Below are 22,908 nucleotides of genomic sequence, written 5' to 3'. Positions count from 1 at the left end.
TCAGCGCTTCAGGAGCGGCGCGATCTGGCCGCAGATTTTTTGAAGCGCTCCCGCGACATCGGCCTCCGGCCGCCATACCGCATCGAGGTTTGAGCGCACGATCTGCTGTATCTGGGCAAAGCCGGTGTGGCCGGGCATGACCTTGCCCGTGGCGATGCCTGATATGACGACCTTTTCGATCTGTTCCTGGCTGAGCAGCGGATTGGTTTTTTTCAACACCTCCGCATTCAACAGCGACTTGCGCGCCGAGGGGAAGAACTGGCTGAGCTTTGCCGAATTTTCCGGATTGGTCATGTAAGCAACGAATTCGGCCGCCGTCTGCGCATTCTTGCCGGACTGCATGACGCCGATGCCGGCCTGTCCGATCAGCGCGTATTCACCGGCAGGTCCCTTTGGCAGCGGCACGAGGTCCCAGCCGAAAGGCTTGTCCTTCGGCAAAAGCGAGGCCCGGCTGATCTGGGTAATGGTCATCGCGGCATTACCGGCAAAGAAATCGACCGTCTCGCCGGGGCCGGGCATGGCCTTCTTGCTGAAGATGGCGTCATGGATGAACGACACCGCATCCGCCATCGGCTTTTCCGACATGGTGCAGGTTGCGCCATCCGCGCTCCAGGGCGATGCGCCCCAACCGTTCCACACGGAGGTCAGATATTGCCAGCTCTGGTAATTGAAGTCGCGGACGACAAGCCCGCCCTTGCCGGATTTCGAGACCGCCGAGGCGGTCGCGATGGCGTTTTCCCAGGTCCATTCGCCGGCAGCGATCATCTCCGCCGGCGTCTTTGCACCTGCGGCCTTGATGAGATCATTGTTGACGAAGACTGCAAAGGGCGAGGTCGAGAACGGATAGGCGAAGAGCTTTCCGTCCTGCGACCAGCGTTCCATGGCCCCGGCGCTGACTTCGTCGAGATTGTAACCCTGTGCGGCCTTCAGCGTGTCGGTGAGCGGATAAAGCGCTCCTGATTTGACGAAATCATAGGCCGAGGTCTCGAAAATCCAGGCCATGTCAGGGGCGTTGCCGCCCGCAATCTGGGTCGTCAACGCAGTGGTATAGGTGTCGAAAGGCAGGGACTCATAGGTCACGCTGACATTCGGATGGTCCTTTTTGAAGCCGGCTGCGATGTCGTTGAACAGCTTTAGATGCGCCTCGTTGGCACTCCAGATCGTCATGCGCAGCTTGACCGCATCCTGTGCCGCCGCTGCCCCTGCCAGAGCAAACGAGCCGATAAGGGCCAGCGCGCAGGCCGTGGTTTGCATTTTCCAATGACTATTCATTCCCAGTCCTCCTCCAAAGATGGGTTCGATCGAACGACAGTCCGCCGTCCTAATAGGCCGCGATATCCGGCCAGCGTATTTCGATGCCTTCGCGGGTCAGCGCCGTCTGGAAGGCATGAAGATGGTCATCGTCTTCCTGCACCTGATGCGGTGTGAGACCTTTTTCCAGGCAATAGGCCGCCAGCATTCCAGCCACTTCGCCGATATTCCATTCGACTGGATGCAGGCGGTAGCAGCCATTGGTGATATGCGTCGTGCCGATGTTCTTGCCCGCCGGAATAAGGTTCTTCACGCGCTCGGGTATGAGTGCGCCAAGCGGAATCTCGAACGGGCAGGAAGGCACATCGATATAGTTGTCGCCACCGGTCGATGGGTGCAGATCGATGCGGTACATGCCGATGCCGATGCTGTCGCGATAGCGGACAGCCCCCCTGTCACCGCGAACCGTGTAGGAAAGATCCTGTTCGACGATGCGCGTGACCGGCTTGATGCGGCGGCTTTCCCGGATATAGGGCGCCATGGCAAGGCCGTGTTCGGTGCCGGTAATATCGCCTCTGAGACGCAGGCCGCGAAAACCCTGTCCGCCATCAAGGCGCGGCGCTTCGGTCTGCAACCAGTAAAACACCGAATAGGAAAGTTCGGCCGCCGCTTTCAGATGCCGCGTCTTTTCTTCTTCCGACACATCGATGATGGTGCCGTCCATATAGTCGATCATCGGCCAGTTCACGAGGCAGATGTCGGATTTATAAAAACCTGGCGCAAAGTTCTTGCGTGCCGCGATGCGACGGAAAATCCAGAGGTTTTCATCGCCACCGCCCTTGCGCTGGTCGGCATCGACCAGCAACGGATCGTCGTCCGGATTGGGCGTGAAGGAGCGGGTCGTGTGTTCCAGCGTGCGCGGATGCGGCGCGGTGAAACCGAGCATCGGCCCACCCCAGAAATGCGGCTGGTACTTGCGCCAGTAGTCGTAATTATCGGGCTTGTCGATCGTCTGATCGCCGTCGACATGATCGATTGCAAAGCAGATCGACACCGCCTGCACATTATCAGGCTGGGCGCTGGCCGGCGCACTGGGCTCACCCGTGTCCGATTGCGCCTCGAACCCCTTGGCATATTCCGTGCCCGTCATCGGCAACAGATCGCCAAGCTCGGTGGCATCAAGAATGTAGTCGGCGGAAATGACGATCTCCGCTCCGCTGTCGCGATGCCGCACGGTGATCGCGCGGACCCTATCGCCGTCCACATCAGCAGCAACCGGCCGATAGGGCTTGAGCACCGTCAGCCGGTCGGCACCGATATAGGGCATAAGCATGCTTTCCATCACCGCAAGGCTGACGCGCGGCTCGGCGCAGATGCGGCTGACCCAGCCGCCACCCGGATTGAGGTCACTCCAGGAGCGGGCGCCTTCCGTCAAAGGATAATGGTCGCGGTAATATTGGCGCACGCCGTTGCGTAGTGCGCGATAAGAGCGGGTGATACCGAACTGCTCGACCCAGCTATGTTCGTCCGATGGCACGGCCTGGCTGGTCAGCTGACCGCCGATCCAGTCATATTCCTCGGTCATGATCACGCGCTTTCCGGCGCGTGCGGCACCGAGGGCCGCCGCCACGCCGCCTAGGCCACCACCGACCACAAGAATGTCTGCTTGCATCTCTTTCACGTCGTCTCATCCGTTTTGTTGACTGGGGACTTATCTGGGGAGGCCACTGGAGCCGGCCCCAATGTTTCACCCTTGACGGGTTGGCACTTGAGCAGAATTTGACTTCCCGGGCTGCCGGTCTCGATGCGGTTCACCAGCATTGAAGTCGCCTGCCGGCCCATCTCTTCACGGGGAATTTCATAGGATGTGAAACGCACCGGGCTGCGGCCGGCACGAATATGGCTGCCAAGCACGACCATCGAAAACACGTCGGGCACCCCAATTCCGCGCTCCCGTGCCAAAGTCTCGACGCGCACCGCATCCGCCAATTCTATAAAAAATGCCACCGTCGCGCCGCTTTCGATGATCGCGTCGAGGATCTTTTCGGCAGGCCGGTTTACCGCTTTTATGTGCAAGGCAAGTGTCGCCGCCGTGCCGAGCGCATCACTGAAACCCCGCCAGCGGTCGGCAATCGATTCCGCCGGACCCGCAGGGCCGATATAGGCGAGTTTGGAATGCCCGAGCATCATGGCATCTTCAACAAGCTGCCGTGTGCCCGCGGCATAGTCGCCGCCAACATAGGGCACGGGCCCGCCAGCATCGTCGCGTCGGCCGATCGCCACGAATGGATAATCTTCCGAGACCAGCCGGGTAAGCTCCTTGCGGTCGAATTCACGGCCCAGGACCAGGCAGCCATCGGCGATCCGGAGCCTGTTGCCCTCGGAAAAAATCTTGCGGTTGTTGCCGACGCCGGCACTGGTCAGCAGCAAAAGATCGTACGCCTGCTGCTGCGCCTCTTCCTCGATACCCAACAAGAACGGCGTGAAGAAGTCCGCCTGTGCGCTTGGAAAGGCAGGCTCGTAGGTGAAGACGCCGAGGATGCGATTAAGCCCCTTGGCCATGCGGCGCGCGATCGGGTCCGCGACATAACCCGTCTTGCGAATGACCGCCTGTACGCGTTCGCGTGTTTCAGCCGGGATACGCGCAATCGCGGTCGGCGCGCCGTTCAGAACAAGCGATACTGTTGCCTGACTGACGCCGGCAAGCTTCGCAATATCGTTCTGAGTAAGCCGTTTATGGCTGGTCACGCAATGCCCTCCCCGACACTCGTTGACTGCTAATACGTATTATCTGTTAATGCGTATTAGCACGACTTCCCTACTCTGTGTCAAGAGGCGAAAGACACGCTTGCGGAGAGATGTTTTGACGAAGGCTTATGAGGCGGCCAGCCCGGACTTATGACGGCCGCGCTGGGTTGTGGGCTTCCATACCAGCGGTAAAACGGTGCCCGCTGGGGGTTCAGGGTGCCGAAGGCGTCTTTGCGTCTGCAAGCTTTTGCTGGAGAAGCCAGGTCCACATCGCCTCATCGCCGAGCACTTTTGCCTCCACCTCTTCATGGTTCGTATCTTCAAAAACCGTCAGCCGCACATTGCGTTTCAGTTCCTGGAGACGCTGAACAAGCACAACAGTATCGGACAAAGGAATCACCTCGTCCCTTGAGCCGTGAAAGGCCCAGAATGCTGTCTTTTCATTGGTGCGGTTGAGGTAATGGCGGATGCCGCCACCGGCAATTGGGACGACTGCAGCAAAAGTTTGTGGAAACTGCTCGGCCATTGACCAGGCGCCGAACCCTCCCCGGCTATATCCAATCAGGTAGATACGGCTGCGGTCCACCCGATGATCCGCCACAACGGAAGCCAGGACGCTTTCGACGCGCTCGATCGGATAAAGCAGTTCCTCATTCGGATTTTGTGGCGAAAACACCATGAAAGGAAAATCACGGCCCCCTTCGATCAATTTTGGCAGACCGCTGCGGCGCAGCTTTTCGACGTCGCTCCCGCCCTGATCGCCGCCATGCAGCCAGACCACGAGAGGATAGGTTTTGTCCGAACCGGCATAGTCTTTGGGCGTATAAAGCAGATAATTGATATCCGACGCGATCGTGGCGTCAGACCTCATGGCCTTCTGCTCGGCAAAGGCAAATGTCGATGTGGCCAGTGCCGCAACAGCGATCAGGCATAGTTTCAGATGCTTCATGCTTTTGTCCTCCCAACAAACACGTCTTCCAAGACGCGACTGGTGAACTCATCAGCCGTCGGGTTGGTTCAGTGGTTTGAAAAGCATGCCGGTCAACACGCCATGCGGAACCCGATTGAGGCTGCGAATATCGATCAACCAGGTTTGTCCACCGCAGTGTGGAGGAAAGAGACATGCGTTCATTATTTGTTCTGGCCTGCTGTTTGAGTTTTTGCTAATCATTGCAACAAGAGTGCTTTTGAAAAATGCCGTCGTCGTGCGGATAGGCAAATATCAAGGATGCAGGCATGGCGGTTGCCTATCTGGACAAACTGAACGAGCAGCAACGCAAGGCCGTGGAACATGGCGTTGGGCCTTCAGGCGGACACACGGCGGGACCTTTGCTGATTATCGCCGGTGCCGGTTCCGGCAAGACCAATACGCTGGCGCACCGGGTGGCGCATCTGATCGTCAATGGCGCCGATCCTCGCCGCATCCTGCTGATGACGTTTTCACGGCGTGCCGCCTCTGAAATGTCGCGTCGTGTCGAGCGTATCTGCAAGCAGGTCATCGGCGCTAACGCCGGAGCCCTCACCGATGCGATGGCCTGGTCCGGCACGTTTCACGGGATCGGCGCGCGCCTCTTGCGAATCTATGCGGAACAGATTGGACTGGACGTGGATTTCACGATCCACGACCGCGAAGACAGCGCTGATCTGATGAACCTTGCCCGACACGAACTGGGTTTCTCCAAGACCGAGAGCCGTTTTCCGACAAAGGGCACCTGCCTTGCGATCTATTCGCGCGCCGTCAATTCACAAACGCCGCTGAAAGAAATCCTGCGCCAGCACTATCCATGGGTGTCCAGCTGGGAAGAAGAACTCAAGCAATTATTCGCCGCCTATGTCGAGGCCAAGCAGGCCCAGAACGTTCTCGATTACGACGATCTTCTGCTCTACTGGGCCCAGATGGTCAGCGATCCCGACCTTGCAGGCGATATCGGCAATCGTTTCGACCACGTGATGGTCGACGAATATCAGGATACCAACCGGCTGCAGGCCGCGGTGCTGATGGCACTGAAGCCGGGCGGTCGCGGGTTGACCGTGGTGGGTGACGATGCCCAGTCGATCTATTCGTTCCGGGCAGCAACGGTGCGCAATATCCTTGATTTTCCGGCATCTTTCAGCCCGGCTGCCGATATTATCACCCTTGATCGCAACTATCGCTCGACACAGCCGATACTGGCTGCCGCCAATGGTGTCATCGACCTTGCCCGTGAGCGGTTCACGAAAAACCTCTGGACCGAACGACAGTCGCTCGAGCGGCCAAAGCTCGTGACAGTAAAAAGCGAAACCGAGCAGGCGAACTTCATTATTGACCAGGTGCTGGCCAATCGTGAGACCGGCATGACGCTGAAGCAACAGGCCGTGCTGTTTCGCACCTCCAGTCACAGCGGGCCGCTTGAAGTTGAACTTACACGCCGCAATATTCCCTTCGTCAAATTTGGCGGCCTGAAGTTTCTCGACAGTGCCCATGTAAAGGACATGCTGGCGGTATTGCGGTTCGCGCAAAACCCGCGTGACCGCGTCGCCGGTTTCAGGCTACTTCAGATGCTGCCGGGTATCGGGCCGAAGAAAGCCGGCAATATTCTCGATACGATTGCGGCAGATCCTGAACCTCTGCTCGCCCTAGCCGAAATTCCGCCGCCACCCAAAACCGGTGATGACTGGGTATCCTTCGTGCAGTTGCTGGCGAACATGCGAAAATTGCACGGCGGCTGGCCATCAGATATCGAGCAGGCGCGGCTCTGGTACGAGCCCCACCTCGAACGCATCCATGAGGATGCCGAGACGCGGAAGGCCGATTTGCTGCAACTCGAGCAGATTGCCGGCGGCTATCCTTCCCGCGAACGCTTCCTCACCGAACTGACGCTCGATCCGCCGGATGCCACCAGCGATCAGGCAGGCGTGCCGCTGCTCGATGAGGATTACCTGACGCTTTCAACCATTCATTCGGCAAAAGGCCAGGAATGGCGCTCCGTCTTTATCCTGAACGTTGTCGATGGCTGCATACCCTCCGATCTGGGCGTCGGCTCCACGCATGAAGTAGAGGAGGAACGCCGGCTGCTCTATGTCGCCATGACTCGCGCCAAGGACAGTCTGTCACTGATAACCCCGCAACGGTTCTTCACCCATGGCCAGAACGCGCAGGGCGACCGGCATGTCTATGCCGCTAGAACCCGCTTCATACCGGCAACTTTGCTGCAGTTCTTTGAAACCGCCACCTGGCCCCTGGTTTCGGCCGCAGCCTCCGAGCGCAGCGCGCAGCAGATCCGCATCGATGTAGGCGCGCGGATGCGGGCGATGTGGAAATAGGGAAGATCGTACAGGCTGGAACGATGGATAACACGGCTGTTCGAAAGATCATCCATATAGACATGGATGCCTTTTATGCATCGGTGGAGCAACGCGACAACCCCGCACTTCGCGGCCTGCCGGTCGCCGTCGGCGGATCGGCCGCACGAGGCGTGGTGGCTGCGGCAAGTTACGAGGCGAGAACCTTCGGCGTCCATTCAGCCATGCCGTCCGTCACTGCCAAACGGAAATGCCCGGATCTGATCTTCGTACCGCCACGCTTCGAGGTATACCGGCAGGTGTCGCAACAGATACGCGAGATATTTGCCGAATATACCCCTCTGATCGAGCCGCTATCGCTCGACGAAGCCTATCTCGATGTCACCGAAAACCTGAAAGGCATGGAGATCGCCACCGAAATTGCGCTGGAGATCCGCGCAAAGATCAAGGCGGTCACCAGACTCAATGCATCTGCCGGCATCTCCTACAACAAGTTTCTGGCCAAGATGGCAAGCGACCTGAACAAACCGAATGGCCAGGCCGTCATTACGCCGAAGAATGGGCCTGGCTTTGTTGAAGCCCTGGCCGTCAAGAAATTCCATGGCGTAGGACCCGCCACGGCCGAGCGGATGAAACGGCACGGCATCGAAACCGGGCTCGATCTCAAGTCGAAATCACTCGGTTTTCTGCAACAGCATTTCGGGAAATCCGGCCCTTATTTCTATAACATCGCCCGCGGTATCGATGAACGGCAGGTCAAGCCCGATCGCATCCGCAAATCTGTCGGCGCCGAGGACACATTCGTCGAGGATATCGACGATCTCAATCTGGCGAAGGCGGAGCTTGGCCCTTTGGCTCAGAAAGTCTGGCGTTATTGCGAGGCCCACGACATCACGGGAAAGACGGTGACCGTGAAAATCAAATATTCGGATTTCAGCCAGGCGACACGCAGCAAAACAGTGTCGGGAGCCGTGTCTGATCTCGCAATGATCCAGGAGATGTCAGAGAGCCTGCTTGCCTCCGTCTTTCCATTCAAACGTCCGGTAAGGCTGTTGGGGATTACCCTTTCCTCGCTGAGCACCGAAGAGAGTGAAGAGGAAGCGCAGCTCGCGCTTGGCCTTTGATGCCCCTGTCCCGAAAACGAAAAAGCCCGCCGCGGGAGGAGGTGCGGCAGGCTTTCCGAAATTTCGAACAACGGCTGGGAGGAGGAGTGCCATTGTTCACAAGACAACCCTTGGGAGGAGGATAGGGTCATCTCAATCCGAAGCTTTGCGGGAGGAGGTGCATCGCTTCGATGAAAATAAGATACCCGGTTTTACCGCATATTAAATAGGCTTTAATGCAGCGCAGCCATGCAAGAAACGCACGGGTCTACTTTCATCAGCAGCGGCAAGACCCAGATGGACTGCGCCGCCTGTACCCTTAGAATTTCACGCTGGCCGTGAGGCTGACGTTGAAGGGCTCGCCGACGGCATTGGCGTAGCTGGTGGAGCCAATGGATGAGGTATAATAGCTTTTGTCGAAGATGTTCTTCAGATTGAGCTGTAGGGTCACCGGTTTCTCCAGCTGAAGCGTATAGGTCGCAAAGGCGTCGAAGACGGCATAACCCGGTAGGTCATAGGAATTGTCGTTGATGCCGGCACGCTGGCCGACGGCCCGCACTCCTCCGCCGATCCGCAGCGTGTTGCCGTTCGGCCCGACCTCACCGACATCATAGGCAAGAAACAGCGAGCCGGTGTGACGCGCGACATTCGGCAAGCGCTTGCCGGCATAGGTGGAATCTTCGAGAACGAGAGCGTCCGTATAAGCATAACTTGCGATTAGATCGAGACTATCGGTAAGGTTGCCGGCAATATCCACCTCCACCCCGCGCGAGCGAACGAGACCGGCGGCCTTCACCGTCGACACACCGCCTACATCCTCCGAATAGGCGACATTGCGCTTGCGGGCATTAAACAAGGCAATATTGGCGTTCAGACCGGTGAACAGGTCGAACTTGGCGCCCACCTCATAGGAAATGCCCTCCTCCGGATCGAGCCCGCCATAATAGGCTCCGATCGAGGATTGCGGGCGGAAGGTTTTCGCCACGTTGGCATAAAGGGATGCATCCGGCGTGATCTTGTAGACGAGACCGGCATTGGGGATGAGTTCGCCGCCATTGTTCTGGGTGTTGACGACGAAGGGGCGGCCTTTGCCGGCATAGATGTCGTAATACTGGTAGCGCAAACCGCCGACAGCGATCCATTGATCGCCCAGATGCACGGCGTCCTGCATATAGATCGAAGCAGTGGAAAGCTCCTCCGTCTGGTCGCTGTCGACGTCCCTGACCGTCGTGCACGCCGGCAACCTGCCGTAAACGGGATTGTTAATGTTGAAATTCGAGGAATTTGCGCATCGCAACATGTTGGTGCGCAGCGTGTCGCTGTAATCGTAGGACATGCCGAACAGCAGATCGTTGCGCAGGCCACCAATATCAGCCTCACCGGTCAGGTCAGCGCGGGCCGCGTGGTTGTAGATGGTGGAATATTGCGTGGCGTCAGCGCGCCGCGTCACCTGCCCCGTGCGGGAATTGTAACCCATCACGCGGGCCTGGTTGTCGGAATATTCGTTTTGGCTATAGGCGTAGTTCAGCGACAGTTTCCAGTCTTCGGACAATTGGCGGTCTATTGAGATACTCGCCAGATCGGATTTGCCATCGGTGATGTTATAGGCCTCGTCCAGCCTGAGACGTCGGCTGACATTGATTGCCTTTCCTGTCGCCGGATCGAAGATCGTGCCGCGATCGAAGGGCACGCTGTAATCCTCATGCATATAGGAAACCGTAATGTCGGTATCCTCGCCGCTCCATTTTAGCGAGGGTGCGATCAGCCAGTTCTTCTTCTCACCAAAATTGCGCCAATAGTCGCTGTTCTCCCCCTGACCGATCAGGCGATAGGAAAAATCCGTTCCCGCAATAGGTCCGGTCACATCGAAACCGCCGGATGTACCATACTTGCCCGCCCCAAAGGCTGAGAAGCGCGAATAGGCTTCGGCGGAGAAAGTATCTTCAGGCTTCTTCGTCACGACATTCACCATGCCGCCCGGATCGAGAATGCCGTAGAGCGTGGATGCCGGCCCTTTCAGCACTTCCACTCGCTCCGCCATATCGTTGAAGGAATGCGGCAATGCGGTCTTTAGCCCGTTGATGAGGATCGAGCCGTCGCGATTGTCACCAAAACCACGGCGGATAACGGCATCCTGCGTGCCGCCCAGCGTGTTTGACTGGGTAACGCCACTGACATTGGCGAGAGCATCATCCAGCGAGCGCGCCTGCTGGTCGCGAAGCACTTCATTGGTCAAGACGTTGACCGATTGCGGAATATCGAGGATCGGCGTCTCGGTGCGCGTCGCAGTGCCCGTGGTTATCGGCTGATAGCCGCGCGCGCCTTTTTTGACGTCGGCATTGACGATTATCGTCTCAAGCACGGTCGTCCCGTCGGCATTTTTCTTCGGTGCCGTGTTCTCCTGCGCAAAAGCAGGCAGGGCAACTCCGGCCAGAAGCAACGCCAACAGCGCTCGCGAGCCTGCCTGAATGATCATCGAACCGTCATGCATCTGTCTTGTCCCCGGCTGCCCCTTACGTCATCGCGACGATGATGCACCGCTCTTTCAATTGATGAATGTAGTAGTCAACTTTAATTCAGCTTGTCACCGGCGAAACATCTGGCGAATGCGCGCTCCCTCATGCCTCAACAGTTCTGATTCGAGGCCAAGATCGTCGCTTTTTGTGCAAATCACCGCGTAAAAACCGGCTTTTCGAAAGCTGTATACTTGACTACTACAGTCATCAATAATTCTGGTGGCGGCTCATTCAAACGGGGAAGATCTTGGACGACGGTGGCAAAAATAGACGCGCGGACATACGTCTTGCGGCCAAGGCAATTGAGTTTGCTTATGGCGACACGCCCGTGCTTGCCGACGTGTCCATAGACGTTGCCCCGAACCGATTCACCGTTCTGCTCGGTCCGAACGGGTCGGGAAAATCGACGCTTCTCTCCGCACTTGCCCGCCTGCACCGCCCGGCAAGCGGCTATATCCTTCTCGACGGCCGCGACATATTTCATCATCCCACACGGGAGGTGGCAAAGCGGCTGGGCATGCTGGCACAGCAGAACCACACGCCGGAAGGGCTTTCGGTCTTCGATCTCGTCTCCCGTGGCCGCTACCCGCATCAGGGATTTTTGAAGCAGTGGAGCGAGGAAGACGCGGACGCAGTGGACGAGGCACTTTCCGTGACCGGAATGTCAGGCCTTGCTGAAAGAGCAATCGACAGCCTCTCCGGCGGCCAGCGCCAGCGCGCGTGGATCGCCATGGCGCTCGCGCAGCAGACAGATATCATCCTGCTGGACGAACCGACGACATTTCTGGATCTGCATCACCAGATAGAGGTGCTGGATATGCTGGCTGGCCTCGTCACCCACCACAACCGCACGATCGTTGCCGTGTTGCATGATATCAATCTCGCCCTGCAATATGCCGATCACCTGGTTTTTCTAAAGGATGGACGGTTGCGGCACCGGCTCGAAACAGCGACGCTGTGCGATGCCCAAATCATCTCGGACGTTTTCGACATGCCTGTCGCCCAGCTCACGCATCCGGTAACGGCGAGGCCGGTATTTCTTCCCCTGCCCGGACGGACTGGCGCGGCATGATGTTCGCCAGGATGAGCTACAGCAAGCCCGCCATGCAGGAAAAGGCCTATGGCCGCGCGCTTGCGGCAACACTGCTTATGCTTCTGGCCATGCTGCTTCTGATTCTGGCACATATTGGCTCTGGCCCGCGCGCCATTGCCCCACATGTTTTGAACGACCTGATATTTTCCTACGACGCCCGCAATTTTGACCAGCAGGTTTTGCTGCGTCTGCGGCTTCCGCGTCTGCTTGCGGCGCTGCAAGCCGGCGCCTGCCTTGGAGTGGCAGGGCTTTTGTTGCAGACGATGCTTCGAAACCCGCTGGGCGAGCCGCATATTCTGGGATTAAATGCGGGCGCGAGCCTCGCGGTCGTCGCGGCGACCGTGACGCCGCTGGGGTTAATCGCAACGCCGGCCTTGCGCCCTGTGCTGGCGGCCACCGGCGCAGGCATCAGCTTCTCGCTCGTCCTTCTGCTCGCGTCCGCCGGACGGCAGGGTCTGACGCCAGCAAAACTCGTCTTTTGCGGTATCGCGCTGTCGACGCTTGCCGGAACCCTTACCTCCGCCATCCTCATTCTCAACGAGGAAACATTACAGCAGATGCGCTTCTGGCTGGTTGGCGATACGGCAGGCATTTCGATGGCAGCCGTCGCCGCCGCCCTGCCCGCTGCCATTATCGCACTTCTCCTTGCATTTGTCGTCGCGCCGCGGCTCGATCTGCTCGCTTTGGGTGAGACCACCGCCACAACGCTTGGCGTACCTGTCCGCTCGACCCGGCTCTTGGCGCTTGCCGCAATATCGCTGTTCTGTGGCGCGGCCATAGCCGTCACCGGGCCTATCGGTTTCGTCGGTCTGGTGGTGCCGCCACTCGTGTCGCGGCTAAGAACGGGGCGGCTTCTGCTTGCCATTCCCATAGCCGCGCTCGGCGGCGCGGTTTTACTGATCGCCGCCGATCTCGCCGCCCGCCTGATCCTTGCGCCAAAGGAACTGCCGACTGGGGCAATGACCGGCCTTGTCGGGGCCCCGGTCTTTCTCTGGTTGGTGCGCAGGGTGCTGAAATGAACCGTTACAGGGTCATCAGACTGGCGCATTTTTCAATTCGCCTCTTGCCGCAGCGGCTGGCTATTATGGTGACGCTTACCCTTTGCCTTACGCTTGTCGCCGTCTGGTCGCTCACCGCCGGCAGCCAATATATCCCGGCCTCCTCCCTGTGGTCTTTATTGACCGCTGGAAATAAGGATCCCGCCTCGAATGACGCCGTGATGGTTCTCGACTTTCGCTTTTCGCGCCTGGCGCTTGCCATGGTCTCCGGCGCCATGCTGGGCGTTGCCGGTGCCATCATGCAAGCGACCACACGCAACAGCCTTGCCGACCCGGGTCTGCTCGGCGTGCGCGAAGGCGCGTTGCTCGCGGTGCTGGGCTGCCTGTTTTTGTTGCCATCCCTGCCGGTGATATTCCGCCCCCTGGCCGGTATCGCCGGTGGGATGGCGAGTGCTGCAATCGTCTTTTCGCTTTCCGGTGTCACCTCACGGCTGCGCTTCGTTCTGACGGGTATCGGCTTCTCATGGTTTTTATCAGCTTTGCTGCTTATCCTTATGGCATCGCTTGATATCCGCAATTTGCAGACGGCAATGATCTGGATGGTAGGAAACCTGCAAGGCGCATCCTGGAGCGCCGTCTCCATCCTTTCAGCCATCCTGGCCATCACCCTTTGTCTTGTTCTCCTCACCGCCCGTGCCGCCGATGTTCAGGCGCTCGGCGACAATAATGCAGCGGCACTCGGCGTTCACACCCGCTGGCTATCAGCGCTGCATGTCATCCTTGCGGTCGTTCTCACCGCGTCCTGTATCTCCTTTATCGGCAGCATCGGTTTTGTCGGCCTGATCGGCCCGCATATCGCCCGACTTTTGCTGCCGGGCAGCTCCCATACCGGGCTTGTTATGGGCGCGGGTCTGGCAGGAGCGACGCTGGTTGCAATTGCCGATACGATTGCCCGAACCGCTTTTTCACCGCTGGAATTGCCGACCGGGCTCGTTCTTTCGGCCGTGGGCGCCCCCACGTTTCTTACCCTTCTTTGGTTTCACCGGCACCGCCTATAGGTCTTTCATGCGCAATACCATTCTCGCTTTCGTTTCAACCGCCGGACTTCTTCTGGGGGTATGCGTTGCTCACGCGGAGGGCAGCCGGACCTTTACCGACGACCTCGGCCGCACCGTATCTGTCCCCTTACAGCCGAAACGTATCGTCGCCCTGCACGACATCGATCTCACCATCCCGCTGATAGAATTGGGTGTGATACCAGTGGGTAGCCATGGCCGCATGGGTGGAGACGGCAAACCCTACCTGCGCTCCAGCGCCATTCTGACCGGTGTCGATTTCGACAATAGCGACATCGCCTATATCGGCTCCATCAACGCCGATCTGGAAGCGATAGTCGCCCTCAAGCCCGATCTCATCCTGACCGAACCGGACCGCCCCACCCCTATCGAAAAACTGGAACAGATTGCCCCGACCGTCGCCATCGACAATACGAAGGACGGCGCGCCGCATATCTACAGGGTGCTGGCTGAACTGACCGGCACGCAGGCGCGACTTGCCGTTCTGGACCGACGCTACCGGGCGCAGATCGAAGCGCTGAAGGCCTCGGTCGATACCGGCGCGAGCACTGTCTCGGTGTTCCAGCCACTAAATGGCAAGATCAGCGTCTACCATACGTATCGTGCGCTCGGCCGGGTGCTGCGAGATGCCGGTTTTCGTTTCCCAGCCATCATCGACGATATTCCAGACGGCGAGCGCATCGAGATCAGCGCAGAGCGTTTGCCGGAGCTCGACGCCGACTTCATTTTCGATCCCTATCGTTCCGATACCGGCGCTTCTCCGCAGGCCGAAATCGACATGATGGAAGCTGTAATGCCGGGTTTCTGCAATTTTCTGCAGGCCTGCCGCAACGGTCGCTACATCCTTCTGCCGCGGGAGGACGCAATCTCCAACTCCTACGCCGCCCTCAGCCTCATGGTCTCCGCCATCCAGTCGCATCTCACGGTAAGGCCCACGGCTGAAAAGTAGGGGGAACGATTGCCGCGACAAAAGCGCTTGCCTGCGAGCTTGGCGCACTGCTAATCCGTGAAGAAGAGTAAGAAACTCACCTTCACGGAAAGTCCCATGACGACTGGCGAAACCCGTACATCAAGGCCTAGACATACAGACCGTTTCGGTGAGCAACTTCGCAAGCGCCGCGACCGTCTTTCGCCAGGGCTGCTTGCCGTTGCCGAATATATTGACGGCCACCGCCATGCCGTTCTCGGTAAATCGGCGCTGGAGATCGGCTTTGAGACCAATACCTCCGATGCGACGGTCATTCGCGCCATTCAGGCACTTGGGTTTCAGGGGCTGGTCGACCTCAAGGAAACTCTGGAGGCCTATCTCGGCGTGACGGATTCGCCGGTTGAAAAATTGGCCGCTACCACGAAATCCATATCGGGCAACTGCGACGCGGCAATCGACTTCGTTCTCGAGAACCAGAAAAACACGCTGGAAATGCTGGCCACTGTGGAAAACCGCGACGCCATGGCCGCCGCCGTGCGTCTTCTAGCGGATGCACGCGGCATCGGCGTCCTCGGCATCGGAGCCTCCGGCATCATCGCCACCTATGCCGCCCGGCTGTTCCAGCGCTCAGGCGTTCGCTCATATGCGCTGAACGCCACCGGCATTACGCTTGCCGAACAATTGCTCGACCTTGAAAACGGCCACGTCCTCATCATGCTCCTGCACGGCCGCGCCCACCGCGAAGCCCAAACCGCAATCGCTGAGGCTGGTCGCCTCGACATTCCGATTATCATGCTGCTCGGCCAGGAAGACAGCGTGCTCAAAAAACACGCCAACGCTTATCTCCTGCTGCCCCGTGCAAAGAACGAAGGGGTAGCGCTACACGCCCCAACCTTCATCGCCATGGAAACCATGGCGCTCGCCCTCTCCGCTGCCCGCACCGATCGAAGCCTTGAGACACTGGAAAGACTGGTGGAACTGAGAACGTCGATCAGGCCGCACAAGCGGACATAGTGTCGAGGCGAGGTTCGGACCGGCAAGCTATCCGTTATACTCCCTGTCAGAGACGAGATACTCTTGTGTGGTAGACTGATAAAGCGTTATTGACTGTCCGAAGCGTTGAAGTCATATCACCGTAAGCAGGCAGACCAGACAGGATCCGCGACGTGCAGGTAGAAGCATTCTCGATATCAGGCTTAAAAAAGATAACTCCAGCTCGTTTTGGAGACAGCAGGGGTTACTTCAGCGAAGTTTTCAAACGGGAATGGTTTCGTGAGAATGTCTCGGATGTCGAATTCGTGCAGGACAATGAATCTCTGTCTGCGCAGGCCGGAACTGTTCGTGGCCTTCACTTCCAGTCGCAACCTTTTGCACAGGGCAAACTCGTTCGCTGTCTTCGGGGACGACTACTAGACGTTGCGGTCGATATCAGAACAGGATCACCCACTTTCGGACAATGGACCGCCGTTGAGCTTTCACCGGAAAAAGGCGAACAGCTCTGGGTTCCGGCAGGCTTTGCCCACGGTTTCATGACGCTGGTTGACGACACCGTTATCTCATACAAGGTGACAGCTCCCTATAGCGCCGTCCATGATCGCGGTGTCAAATGGGATGATCCCGCCATCGGTATCAACTGGCCAAAGCTGGACCGTTGCGTACTTTCCGACAAGGACGCCAAGCAGCCGTCTTTGTCTGAATTGCCTGAATATTTCACCTACGAAAAAACTGGAAACTGATGATGCGCGTTCTAGTCACCGGCGGCGCCGGATTTATCGGGTCGGCCCTTGTGCGCTATCTCGTAAGCGAAGTGGGTGCGGATGTTCTTACCGTCGACAAGCTGACCTACGCTGGAAATCTGGCTTCGCTCAAGCCAATTGAAAACGCGCCAAACCACCGCTTTCTTCAGGCTGATATATGTGACCGTGCCGCAATGAATGACGCTTTCGCGTCATTTCAGCCGGACTACGTGATGCATCTGGCGGCCGAAAGCCATGTCGATCGCTCTATCACGGGCGCGGCTGATTTTATTCAGACCAATATCAATGGCACTTTCACGATGCTGGAAGCAGCCCGGCAATATTGGAACGGACTCGCTGAAGATGCAAAATCGGCCTTCCGCATGCTTCACGTCTCGACCGACGAGGTCTACGGCTCGCTCGGAGAGCATGGCCTCTTCGAAGAAACAACGCCCTACGATCCTTCGTCGCCCTATTCCGCTTCGAAAGCCGCAAGCGACCATCTCGCCACGGCGTGGCAGCGGACCTATGGCCTTCCGGTCGTGATTTCCAACTGCTCCAACAATTACGGGCCATTCCACTTCCCGGAAAAACTCATTCCGCTGATCATCCTAAACGCCTTGGAAGGCAAGCCGCTTCCGGTCTATGGCAACGGCGCCAACATCCGCGACTGGCTTTATGTGGAAGACCACGCCCGCGCTCTGTGGCTCATTGTCCAGACGGGGCTCGCCGGCGAAAAGTACAATGTCGGCGGTAGAAACGAGCAGAAGAACATCGATGTGGTGAATTGCATCTGCTCCATTCTGGACGAACTGCGCCCGCAGTCAAAGCCTTATGCCGAGCTTATCAAATACGTCACGGATCGCCCTGGTCACGATGCCCGCTACGCTATCGACGCAACAAAGCTCGAAACGGAACTGGGTTGGAAAGCACAGGAAAATTTTGCGACTGGAATTCGCAAGACCGTTGAATGGTACCTCGACAATGAATGGTGGTGGGAGCCGCTGCGTCAAGGCGTCTACTCAGGTGAGCGCCTCGGCGTTCTGACGAAGGACTGAACCGGATGCGGCTTGCAGTCACCGGGAAAAATGGACAGGTCGTTAGTGCCCTTCAGGCACTGGCCGGACCCGGTCTGGAGATTGTTGCTCTTGGCCGGCCGGAGCTTGACCTTGCGCGACCTGACACCGTTTTCAAAGCGCTGCGGGAAGCGAAACCCGATGTCGTGGTATCGGCCGCTGCCTACACCGCCGTGGATAAAGCGGAAAGCGAACCAGACATCGCTTTTGCCGTCAATCGGGACGGAGCAAAAGCCGTAGCGCGAGCCGCAAATGACATCGGTGTTCCCGTCATTCATATTTCCACGGATTATGTATTCGATGGCACCAAGACCACCGCTTACGTCGAGAACGACCCCACAGGACCGGCTTCCGTTTACGGTCGCTCAAAGCTCGAAGGCGAACACGCCGTTTCTGAAAACACCGACAACTACACCATTTTGCGAACGGCATGGGTCTATTCGGAATATGGCAGCAATTTCGTAAAAACCATGTTGCGGCTAAGCGAGAGCCGCGACGAGGTCAATGTGGTTGCGGACCAGTTTGGCTGCCCCACCTCGGCAAACGACATCGCCGTCGCGATTGTGTCGATCGCGAGAAAACTCGCGACGGATCCAGCCCCACATCTTCGCGGCGTTTTTCACATGTCAGGCACAGGTGAAACGAACTGGGCAGGTTTTGCCAAGCAGATATTCGCATTTTCTGCGAAAAATGGCGGAAAGTCGATTGTTGTCAACGACATCACGACCGCACAATATCCGACGCCAGCCCGACGCCCGGCAAACTCCCTGCTTGATTGCTGTAAGCTGGAAAAAGTTTATGGAATAAGATTGCCGGAATGGCAGACATCAACGCGCGCGGTCATGGCCGCCCTAGCGCAGAGCAAAAAGGAAATGCCATGAAGGGCATCATTCTTGCCGGAGGCAGCGGAACCCGTTTGCATCCGATGACATTGGCAGTCTCGAAGCAGATCCTGCCGGTCTACGATAAGCCGATGATCTATTATCCGCTGACCACGCTGATGCTGGCCGGCATTCGTGAGATCCTGATCATCTCGACACCTCATGACATGCCGCTTTTCCAGAACCTTCTGAAAGACGGTTCCCAATGGGGCCTCTCGATCGAATACGCCGTTCAGCCAAGCCCGGACGGGCTTGCCCAAGCCTACATGATCGGTGCCAACTTCATTGGTGGCTCCCCGTCCTGCCTGATCCTCGGCGACAATATCTATTACGGGCACGGATTGCCGGAGCTTTTGCAAAGCGGTACCGACGTCAACGACGGAGCCACCGTGTTCGCTTACCACGTCAATGATCCTGAACGTTATGGTGTCGTTGAATTCGATAGCGAGATGCGCGCGCTGTCCATTGAAGAAAAGCCCGTCAAGCCCAAATCCAATTGGGCCGTTACCGGTCTTTATTTCTATGATGCAGATGTGGTGGACATCGCTGCTAATCTCAAACCATCCGCACGCGGCGAGTACGAGATAACGGATGTAAACCGCATCTATTTGGAACGCGGCAAGCTGAAAGTCTCCATCATGGGTCGCGGTTACGCCTGGCTCGATACCGGAACGCCGGATAGCCTGCTCGAAGCCGGGGAATTTGTGCGCACGCTGGAAAAGCGTCAGGGCTTCAAGATAGCTTGTCCGGAAGAAATTGCTTTCAGCAAAGGCTTTATTACAAAGCCACAATTTGCCGAAATTGCTGAAAAAGCAGGCAAAGGCGACTACGGCGTTTATCTGAGACGAATTGCAAGCTTCTAGCCGTCGCGAAAATGTCACTACGATGACCGCCAAGACTTTTAGTAAGCCGGCAAATCAGTTGACCTGCGAATGAGAATTCCTCATGAATGGATTAGTGTAGGCATGCGTCTCCACACAAAAAGGCCAGTCTATGGGGTATTATAGACTGTTTTTGGCATTATGCGTGCTTACAAGCCACTGTATAGTTAACCCCTATATCGACGAAGGAAGATCCGCAGTTATTGGGTTTTTCTTGATCAGCGGGTACGCGATGGGTGGATTGCTCCAAAAGAAATACGGAAGCCTGTCGGGGGTTATCCCGTTTTACGCCGACAGACTGCTTCGTATCTTTCCGCTGTTTTTATTTTTCGCCGTTCTGACGATACTCTGGATAATGCTCAATCCCAGCGACGTTAGCTGGCACAGTGCGTGTACCGCTGAACTATTCGCACTGAATCTTGCGCTAGTTCCTTTGTACTTTTCGGGTCACCAGTGGTACCTTTGCACCCTGCTTCCACAAAGCTGGAGCCTATCGCTTGAGTTGTTGTTTTATATCTTCGTGCCATTTATAGCGCTTACTTGGAGCCGTTGGACAATCCCGCTGATTGCGGCTTGGTCTCTGTATTTTTATGGGCAAGCCTTCGTGGGTATCATTGATACCGATGCGAACGCTTTTCGCCATTTGCCAGGCACGCTGTACATATTCCTTGTGGGAATGACTTTCGCGCGAGAGGGGCAGTTCTGGAAAGTCTTCCTGATCTCGTTCTGGGTCGGAGCCGTATGCCTTGCTGTGATCATTATGATGATACCAAGTCTCAGGGCATTGAACAGCAATCCAGAGATCGTTGTGGGTCTTGTTCTTGGAATCCCCGGGCTTGCCTTATTCAAAAGAGTGTCATCTTCGCAGCTCGAACAACTGGCCGGCAGCATGAGCTATGGCCTCTTCCTTGCTCACTACCTCGTCATTTGCATTGTCGAGAAAATATCATCGGCCTACGGGATTTCCGTCGCGGGTTGGCCCCTCGTTTTCATCACTGCAATGGTGTCTCTGATAGCGTCGTATTTTGCCGCAATCTATATTGAAAAGCCTGTCGCCAAAATGCGCCGCTGGCTTCGCGCCGTATCATTCAAGTCCAAGGACAGCTCCGCCGAGGCGATAATGTAATTGAGATTGTATAGGGATGAAAATAGGTTAATAACGGCTCCTTCGTAAGCAGCAAGCTGACCCCTTCTGGTGCAGTTGGAGCGTGTGCCTGTATTGCAGATAGACGATTCACAACTGTGAGCTCCTATGTCTGCGCCTAGCGCTGGAACTAGAAGCTTCCATATGATCGAGGCTGTTGCGGAACGGCTCGAAGGCGCGCCGCGGCAGTTTCGGCGTGACGTGCTCCCCGATTTTGGGCCAGCGGGAGCTGGAATTTTCCGGGGTTTTGGCTCAGTTCGGCGGGGGTGCCGATGAGCCGTTCATAAGCGAAATCGGCACTTTGTTGCCTATCGCGCTGTGTGGCCGGAACTCGTTATAGATCCTATGCAAGCTCGCCGCGGAGCTTGATAATCTGCCTCCGCTTTTTAAGGAGGATGATCATGAGCGCCGAACGTGCCAACGATTGCTATGTCGCCCTTGAACTCAGCCAACGCACTTGGCTGATCGGTTATCTTCTGCCCGGCTCAGATAAGGTGCAGACTACGGCAGTAGCCGGCGGTAATGCCGAAGCTCTTCTGTCGGCGCTCGGACGGATCGAAAGCCTGGCACGAGCTCTGTCGTATGCCGGATGTGCCTTGGGGTCGATGCGCGTCTGCTTCGAGGCGGGTTATGATGGCTTCTGGCTTGCCCGTTTTCTTATCGATCGCGACATCGAAACTACAATACTCGACCCATCCAGCTTTCTGGTTTCGCGACGAGGCCGATGTGTGAAGACAGATCGCGTCGATGTCGAAGCGATGGTGTTCACGCTGAAGGCATATCTGCTCGGAGACAGATCGGTTTGTCGACCTGTTCGGCTGCCCTCAGTCGCGGAAGAAGACGCCAAGCGTCTTTCTCGGGAACGCACGCAATTGAAGAAGGAGCGCACGCGGCACGTCAATCGTATCCGCGCCTTGCTTGTGCTCCACGGTATCCGCTCTGTTCCAGGTCTTTGGGGAGGACGCTCGAAGGAGGCACTTTCGAATATCCGGACCGGCGATGGCAGGGAATTAGGGCGGTTCATCTTCCGTGAGCTTTGCCGCCAGTTTGAACGGCTCGATCTCGTGCACTCGCAGCTCAAGAGCTTGGAGAAGGAGCGCATTCAGGCTTGCGAGACCGAAGGAGCCATCAACGGCAATGCGAAGATCAGGGTGCAGAAGCAGCTTGACGGCATAGGCGAAGTCGGCGCCACGCAGTTGGTCGTCGAAGTGTTCCATAGAACGTTTAAGAACCGAAAGCATCTGGCCTCTCACCTCGGACTGTCACCCAGCCCCCATTCCAGTGGGGAGGTCCATCGGGATCAAGGCATCAGTAAAGCCGGAAACAAACAGGCTCGAGTGATGCTCGTCGAACTGGCCTGGTGCTGGCTAAAGTACCAACCGCAAAGCCAGCTGACGCGATGGTATCGCTCCCGCTTCTCGGGGCATGGAAGTCGGTCCGGGAAGGTCGGAATAGTCGCCTTGGCTCGCAAATTGGCAATAGCTTTATGCCGGTTCATTGAAGATGGCGAAGTCCCTGAAGGGGCTACACTGGCTGTCGCCGCCAAGTAAGGTTCGACTGCCGACGGGCAGTTGAAACAGAAGCGCGGCTACCGTGCGTAGAGATGGACATCAGACGCCGAGTTGTAGTTTAGTACCGCGCTTCAAGCAGACGCTTGGCCACCATGAATCGGGATTATGGTCGGGGGCAATCGCTCCAGCCGCATACAAGTCGAGGCACCAGGGTGCCAGCTCGCCAGAAGACTGCGAATAACGGAAGGAAAGAAATTTTGGGAAAGATGAAAATGGATTGACAAACACCGCTTCATACAAGTCTCTACGCCAATCCCCCATCTTTGCCCGCGCGTCGTCAAGGGTCATGAACCAGTGAGCGTTCAGGCACTCGGCGCGGAACTTGCAATGAAAACTCTCGATGTAGCTGTTGTCGGTCGGCTTGCCTGGCCGGGAGAAGTCGAGCACGACACCCTTGTGATAGGCCCAAAGATCAAGGTGTCGAGAGATGAACTCGCTGCCGTTATCGACGCGAATGGTCGTCGGATATACGACCTGCCGGCAGACCCGCTCCAGTGTCTGAACGACATCCTCCCCCTTGTAACTGAAGCGGGCATCGACTGCCGGCGAGAAGCGCGAGTAAGTGTCGATGGAGTGCACCCCATTTCACCGGACAAGTCGGCTAGATTGATTTAGCCCTGATGA

18 protein-coding genes and 1 pseudogene are annotated in these 22,908 nt (G+C 57.2%); 13 read left to right on the top strand and 6 right to left on the bottom strand.

Translation table 11 applies throughout. The features are described 5' to 3' along the window. The 4 genes from AC5SEO_RS22725 to AC5SEO_RS22710 form a co-directional block, all read right to left on the bottom strand. Positions 1-1,272, bottom strand: a complete 1,272-nt coding sequence (locus AC5SEO_RS22725; protein ID WP_495364033.1) for an ABC transporter substrate-binding protein — start codon at positions 1,270-1,272, stop codon at positions 1-3. A 49-nt stretch (positions 1,273-1,321) separates the two neighbouring features. Further along, positions 1,322-2,923: an FAD-dependent oxidoreductase gene (locus AC5SEO_RS22720; RefSeq protein WP_495364086.1), complete on the bottom strand. Its 1,602-nt coding sequence runs from the start codon at positions 2,921-2,923 to the stop codon at positions 1,322-1,324. A 5-nt stretch (positions 2,924-2,928) separates the two neighbouring features. Continuing rightward, entirely contained in the window at positions 2,929-3,999 is a 1,071-nt protein-coding gene (locus AC5SEO_RS22715) for a LacI family DNA-binding transcriptional regulator (protein WP_112391515.1), read from the bottom strand. A 211-nt stretch (positions 4,000-4,210) separates the two neighbouring features. Beyond that, the gene (locus AC5SEO_RS22710) at positions 4,211-4,948 is read right to left on the bottom strand and encodes a carboxylesterase family protein (protein ID WP_495364032.1); all 738 of its coding nucleotides are present in this window, start codon (positions 4,946-4,948) and stop codon (positions 4,211-4,213) included. A gap of 287 nt (positions 4,949-5,235) precedes the next feature. Here AC5SEO_RS22710 and AC5SEO_RS22705 point away from each other — a divergent pair, with 287 nt between their 5' ends. Both AC5SEO_RS22705 and dinB read left to right on the top strand, forming a co-directional pair. After that, positions 5,236-7,302: an ATP-dependent helicase gene (locus tag AC5SEO_RS22705; protein WP_111796681.1), complete on the top strand. Its 2,067-nt coding sequence runs from the start codon at positions 5,236-5,238 to the stop codon at positions 7,300-7,302. A 23-nt stretch (positions 7,303-7,325) separates the two neighbouring features. Continuing rightward, positions 7,326-8,405, top strand: a complete 1,080-nt coding sequence (gene dinB, locus AC5SEO_RS22700; protein WP_495364031.1) for a DNA polymerase IV — start codon at positions 7,326-7,328, stop codon at positions 8,403-8,405. A 298-nt stretch (positions 8,406-8,703) separates the two neighbouring features. On the opposite strand, the gene AC5SEO_RS22695 is transcribed toward dinB, so the two are convergent. Continuing rightward, positions 8,704-10,875: a TonB-dependent siderophore receptor gene (locus AC5SEO_RS22695; protein WP_495364030.1), complete on the bottom strand. Its 2,172-nt coding sequence runs from the start codon at positions 10,873-10,875 to the stop codon at positions 8,704-8,706. Between the two features lie 272 nt (positions 10,876-11,147). Here AC5SEO_RS22695 and AC5SEO_RS22690 point away from each other — a divergent pair, with 272 nt between their 5' ends. The 11 genes from AC5SEO_RS22690 (at position 11,148) to AC5SEO_RS22640 (ending at position 22,263) form a co-directional block, all read left to right on the top strand. Beyond that, entirely contained in the window at positions 11,148-11,972 is an 825-nt protein-coding gene (locus tag AC5SEO_RS22690; protein ID WP_495364029.1) for an ABC transporter ATP-binding protein, read from the top strand. Continuing rightward, a complete protein-coding gene (locus tag AC5SEO_RS22685) occupies positions 11,969-13,012 on the top strand; it encodes a FecCD family ABC transporter permease (protein ID WP_495364028.1) in 1,044 nt (347 codons plus the stop codon). Before AC5SEO_RS22690 ends, AC5SEO_RS22685 begins: the two co-directional genes overlap by 4 nt. After that, the gene (locus tag AC5SEO_RS22680; protein ID WP_495364027.1) at positions 13,009-14,049 is read left to right on the top strand and encodes a FecCD family ABC transporter permease; all 1,041 of its coding nucleotides are present in this window, start codon (positions 13,009-13,011) and stop codon (positions 14,047-14,049) included. The genes AC5SEO_RS22685 and AC5SEO_RS22680 overlap by 4 nt, the downstream gene beginning before the upstream one ends. A 7-nt stretch (positions 14,050-14,056) precedes the next feature. Then, a complete protein-coding gene (locus AC5SEO_RS22675) occupies positions 14,057-15,016 on the top strand; it encodes an ABC transporter substrate-binding protein (RefSeq protein ID WP_495364026.1) in 960 nt (319 codons plus the stop codon). A 96-nt stretch (positions 15,017-15,112) separates the two neighbouring features. Continuing rightward, positions 15,113-16,009, top strand: a complete 897-nt coding sequence (locus AC5SEO_RS22670) for a MurR/RpiR family transcriptional regulator (RefSeq protein WP_495364025.1) — start codon at positions 15,113-15,115, stop codon at positions 16,007-16,009. 152 nt (positions 16,010-16,161) lie between these two features. After that, complete coding sequence (gene rfbC, locus AC5SEO_RS22665) at positions 16,162-16,731, top strand: dTDP-4-dehydrorhamnose 3,5-epimerase (protein WP_495364024.1); 570 nt, start codon at positions 16,162-16,164, stop codon at positions 16,729-16,731. A 2-nt stretch (positions 16,732-16,733) separates the two neighbouring features. Continuing rightward, positions 16,734-17,789 (top strand): dTDP-glucose 4,6-dehydratase, encoded by a 1,056-nt coding sequence (gene rfbB / locus AC5SEO_RS22660; RefSeq protein ID WP_174069170.1) that lies wholly within the window; start codon positions 16,734-16,736, stop codon positions 17,787-17,789. 5 nt (positions 17,790-17,794) lie between these two features. After that, positions 17,795-18,688, top strand: a complete 894-nt coding sequence (rfbD, locus tag AC5SEO_RS22655) for a dTDP-4-dehydrorhamnose reductase (protein ID WP_495364023.1) — start codon at positions 17,795-17,797, stop codon at positions 18,686-18,688. Next, positions 18,685-19,551 carry a glucose-1-phosphate thymidylyltransferase RfbA gene (gene rfbA / locus AC5SEO_RS22650; protein WP_495364022.1) on the top strand — a complete coding sequence of 289 codons (867 nt, stop codon included), beginning with the start codon at positions 18,685-18,687 and terminating at the stop codon, positions 19,549-19,551. The genes rfbD and rfbA overlap by 4 nt, the downstream gene beginning before the upstream one ends. Positions 19,552-19,681: 130 nt before the next feature. Beyond that, entirely contained in the window at positions 19,682-20,695 is a 1,014-nt protein-coding gene (locus tag AC5SEO_RS22645; RefSeq protein ID WP_495364021.1) for an acyltransferase family protein, read from the top strand. A 419-nt stretch (positions 20,696-21,114) separates the two neighbouring features. Further along, positions 21,115-22,263, top strand: coding sequence for an IS110 family RNA-guided transposase (locus AC5SEO_RS22640; RefSeq protein ID WP_495364020.1), 1,149 nt, complete (start codon positions 21,115-21,117; stop codon positions 22,261-22,263). Positions 22,264-22,527: 264 nt separating this feature from the next. Here AC5SEO_RS22640 and AC5SEO_RS22635 read toward each other — a convergent pair. Continuing rightward, a pseudogene (locus AC5SEO_RS22635) lies at positions 22,528-22,854 on the bottom strand (integrase core domain-containing protein); the annotation flags it as partial. Positions 22,855-22,908 lie beyond the last annotated feature (54 nt).

Source organism: Agrobacterium sp. K11 (genome assembly GCF_059429395.1).
This window is presented reverse-complemented; position numbering and strand designations above follow the sequence as displayed.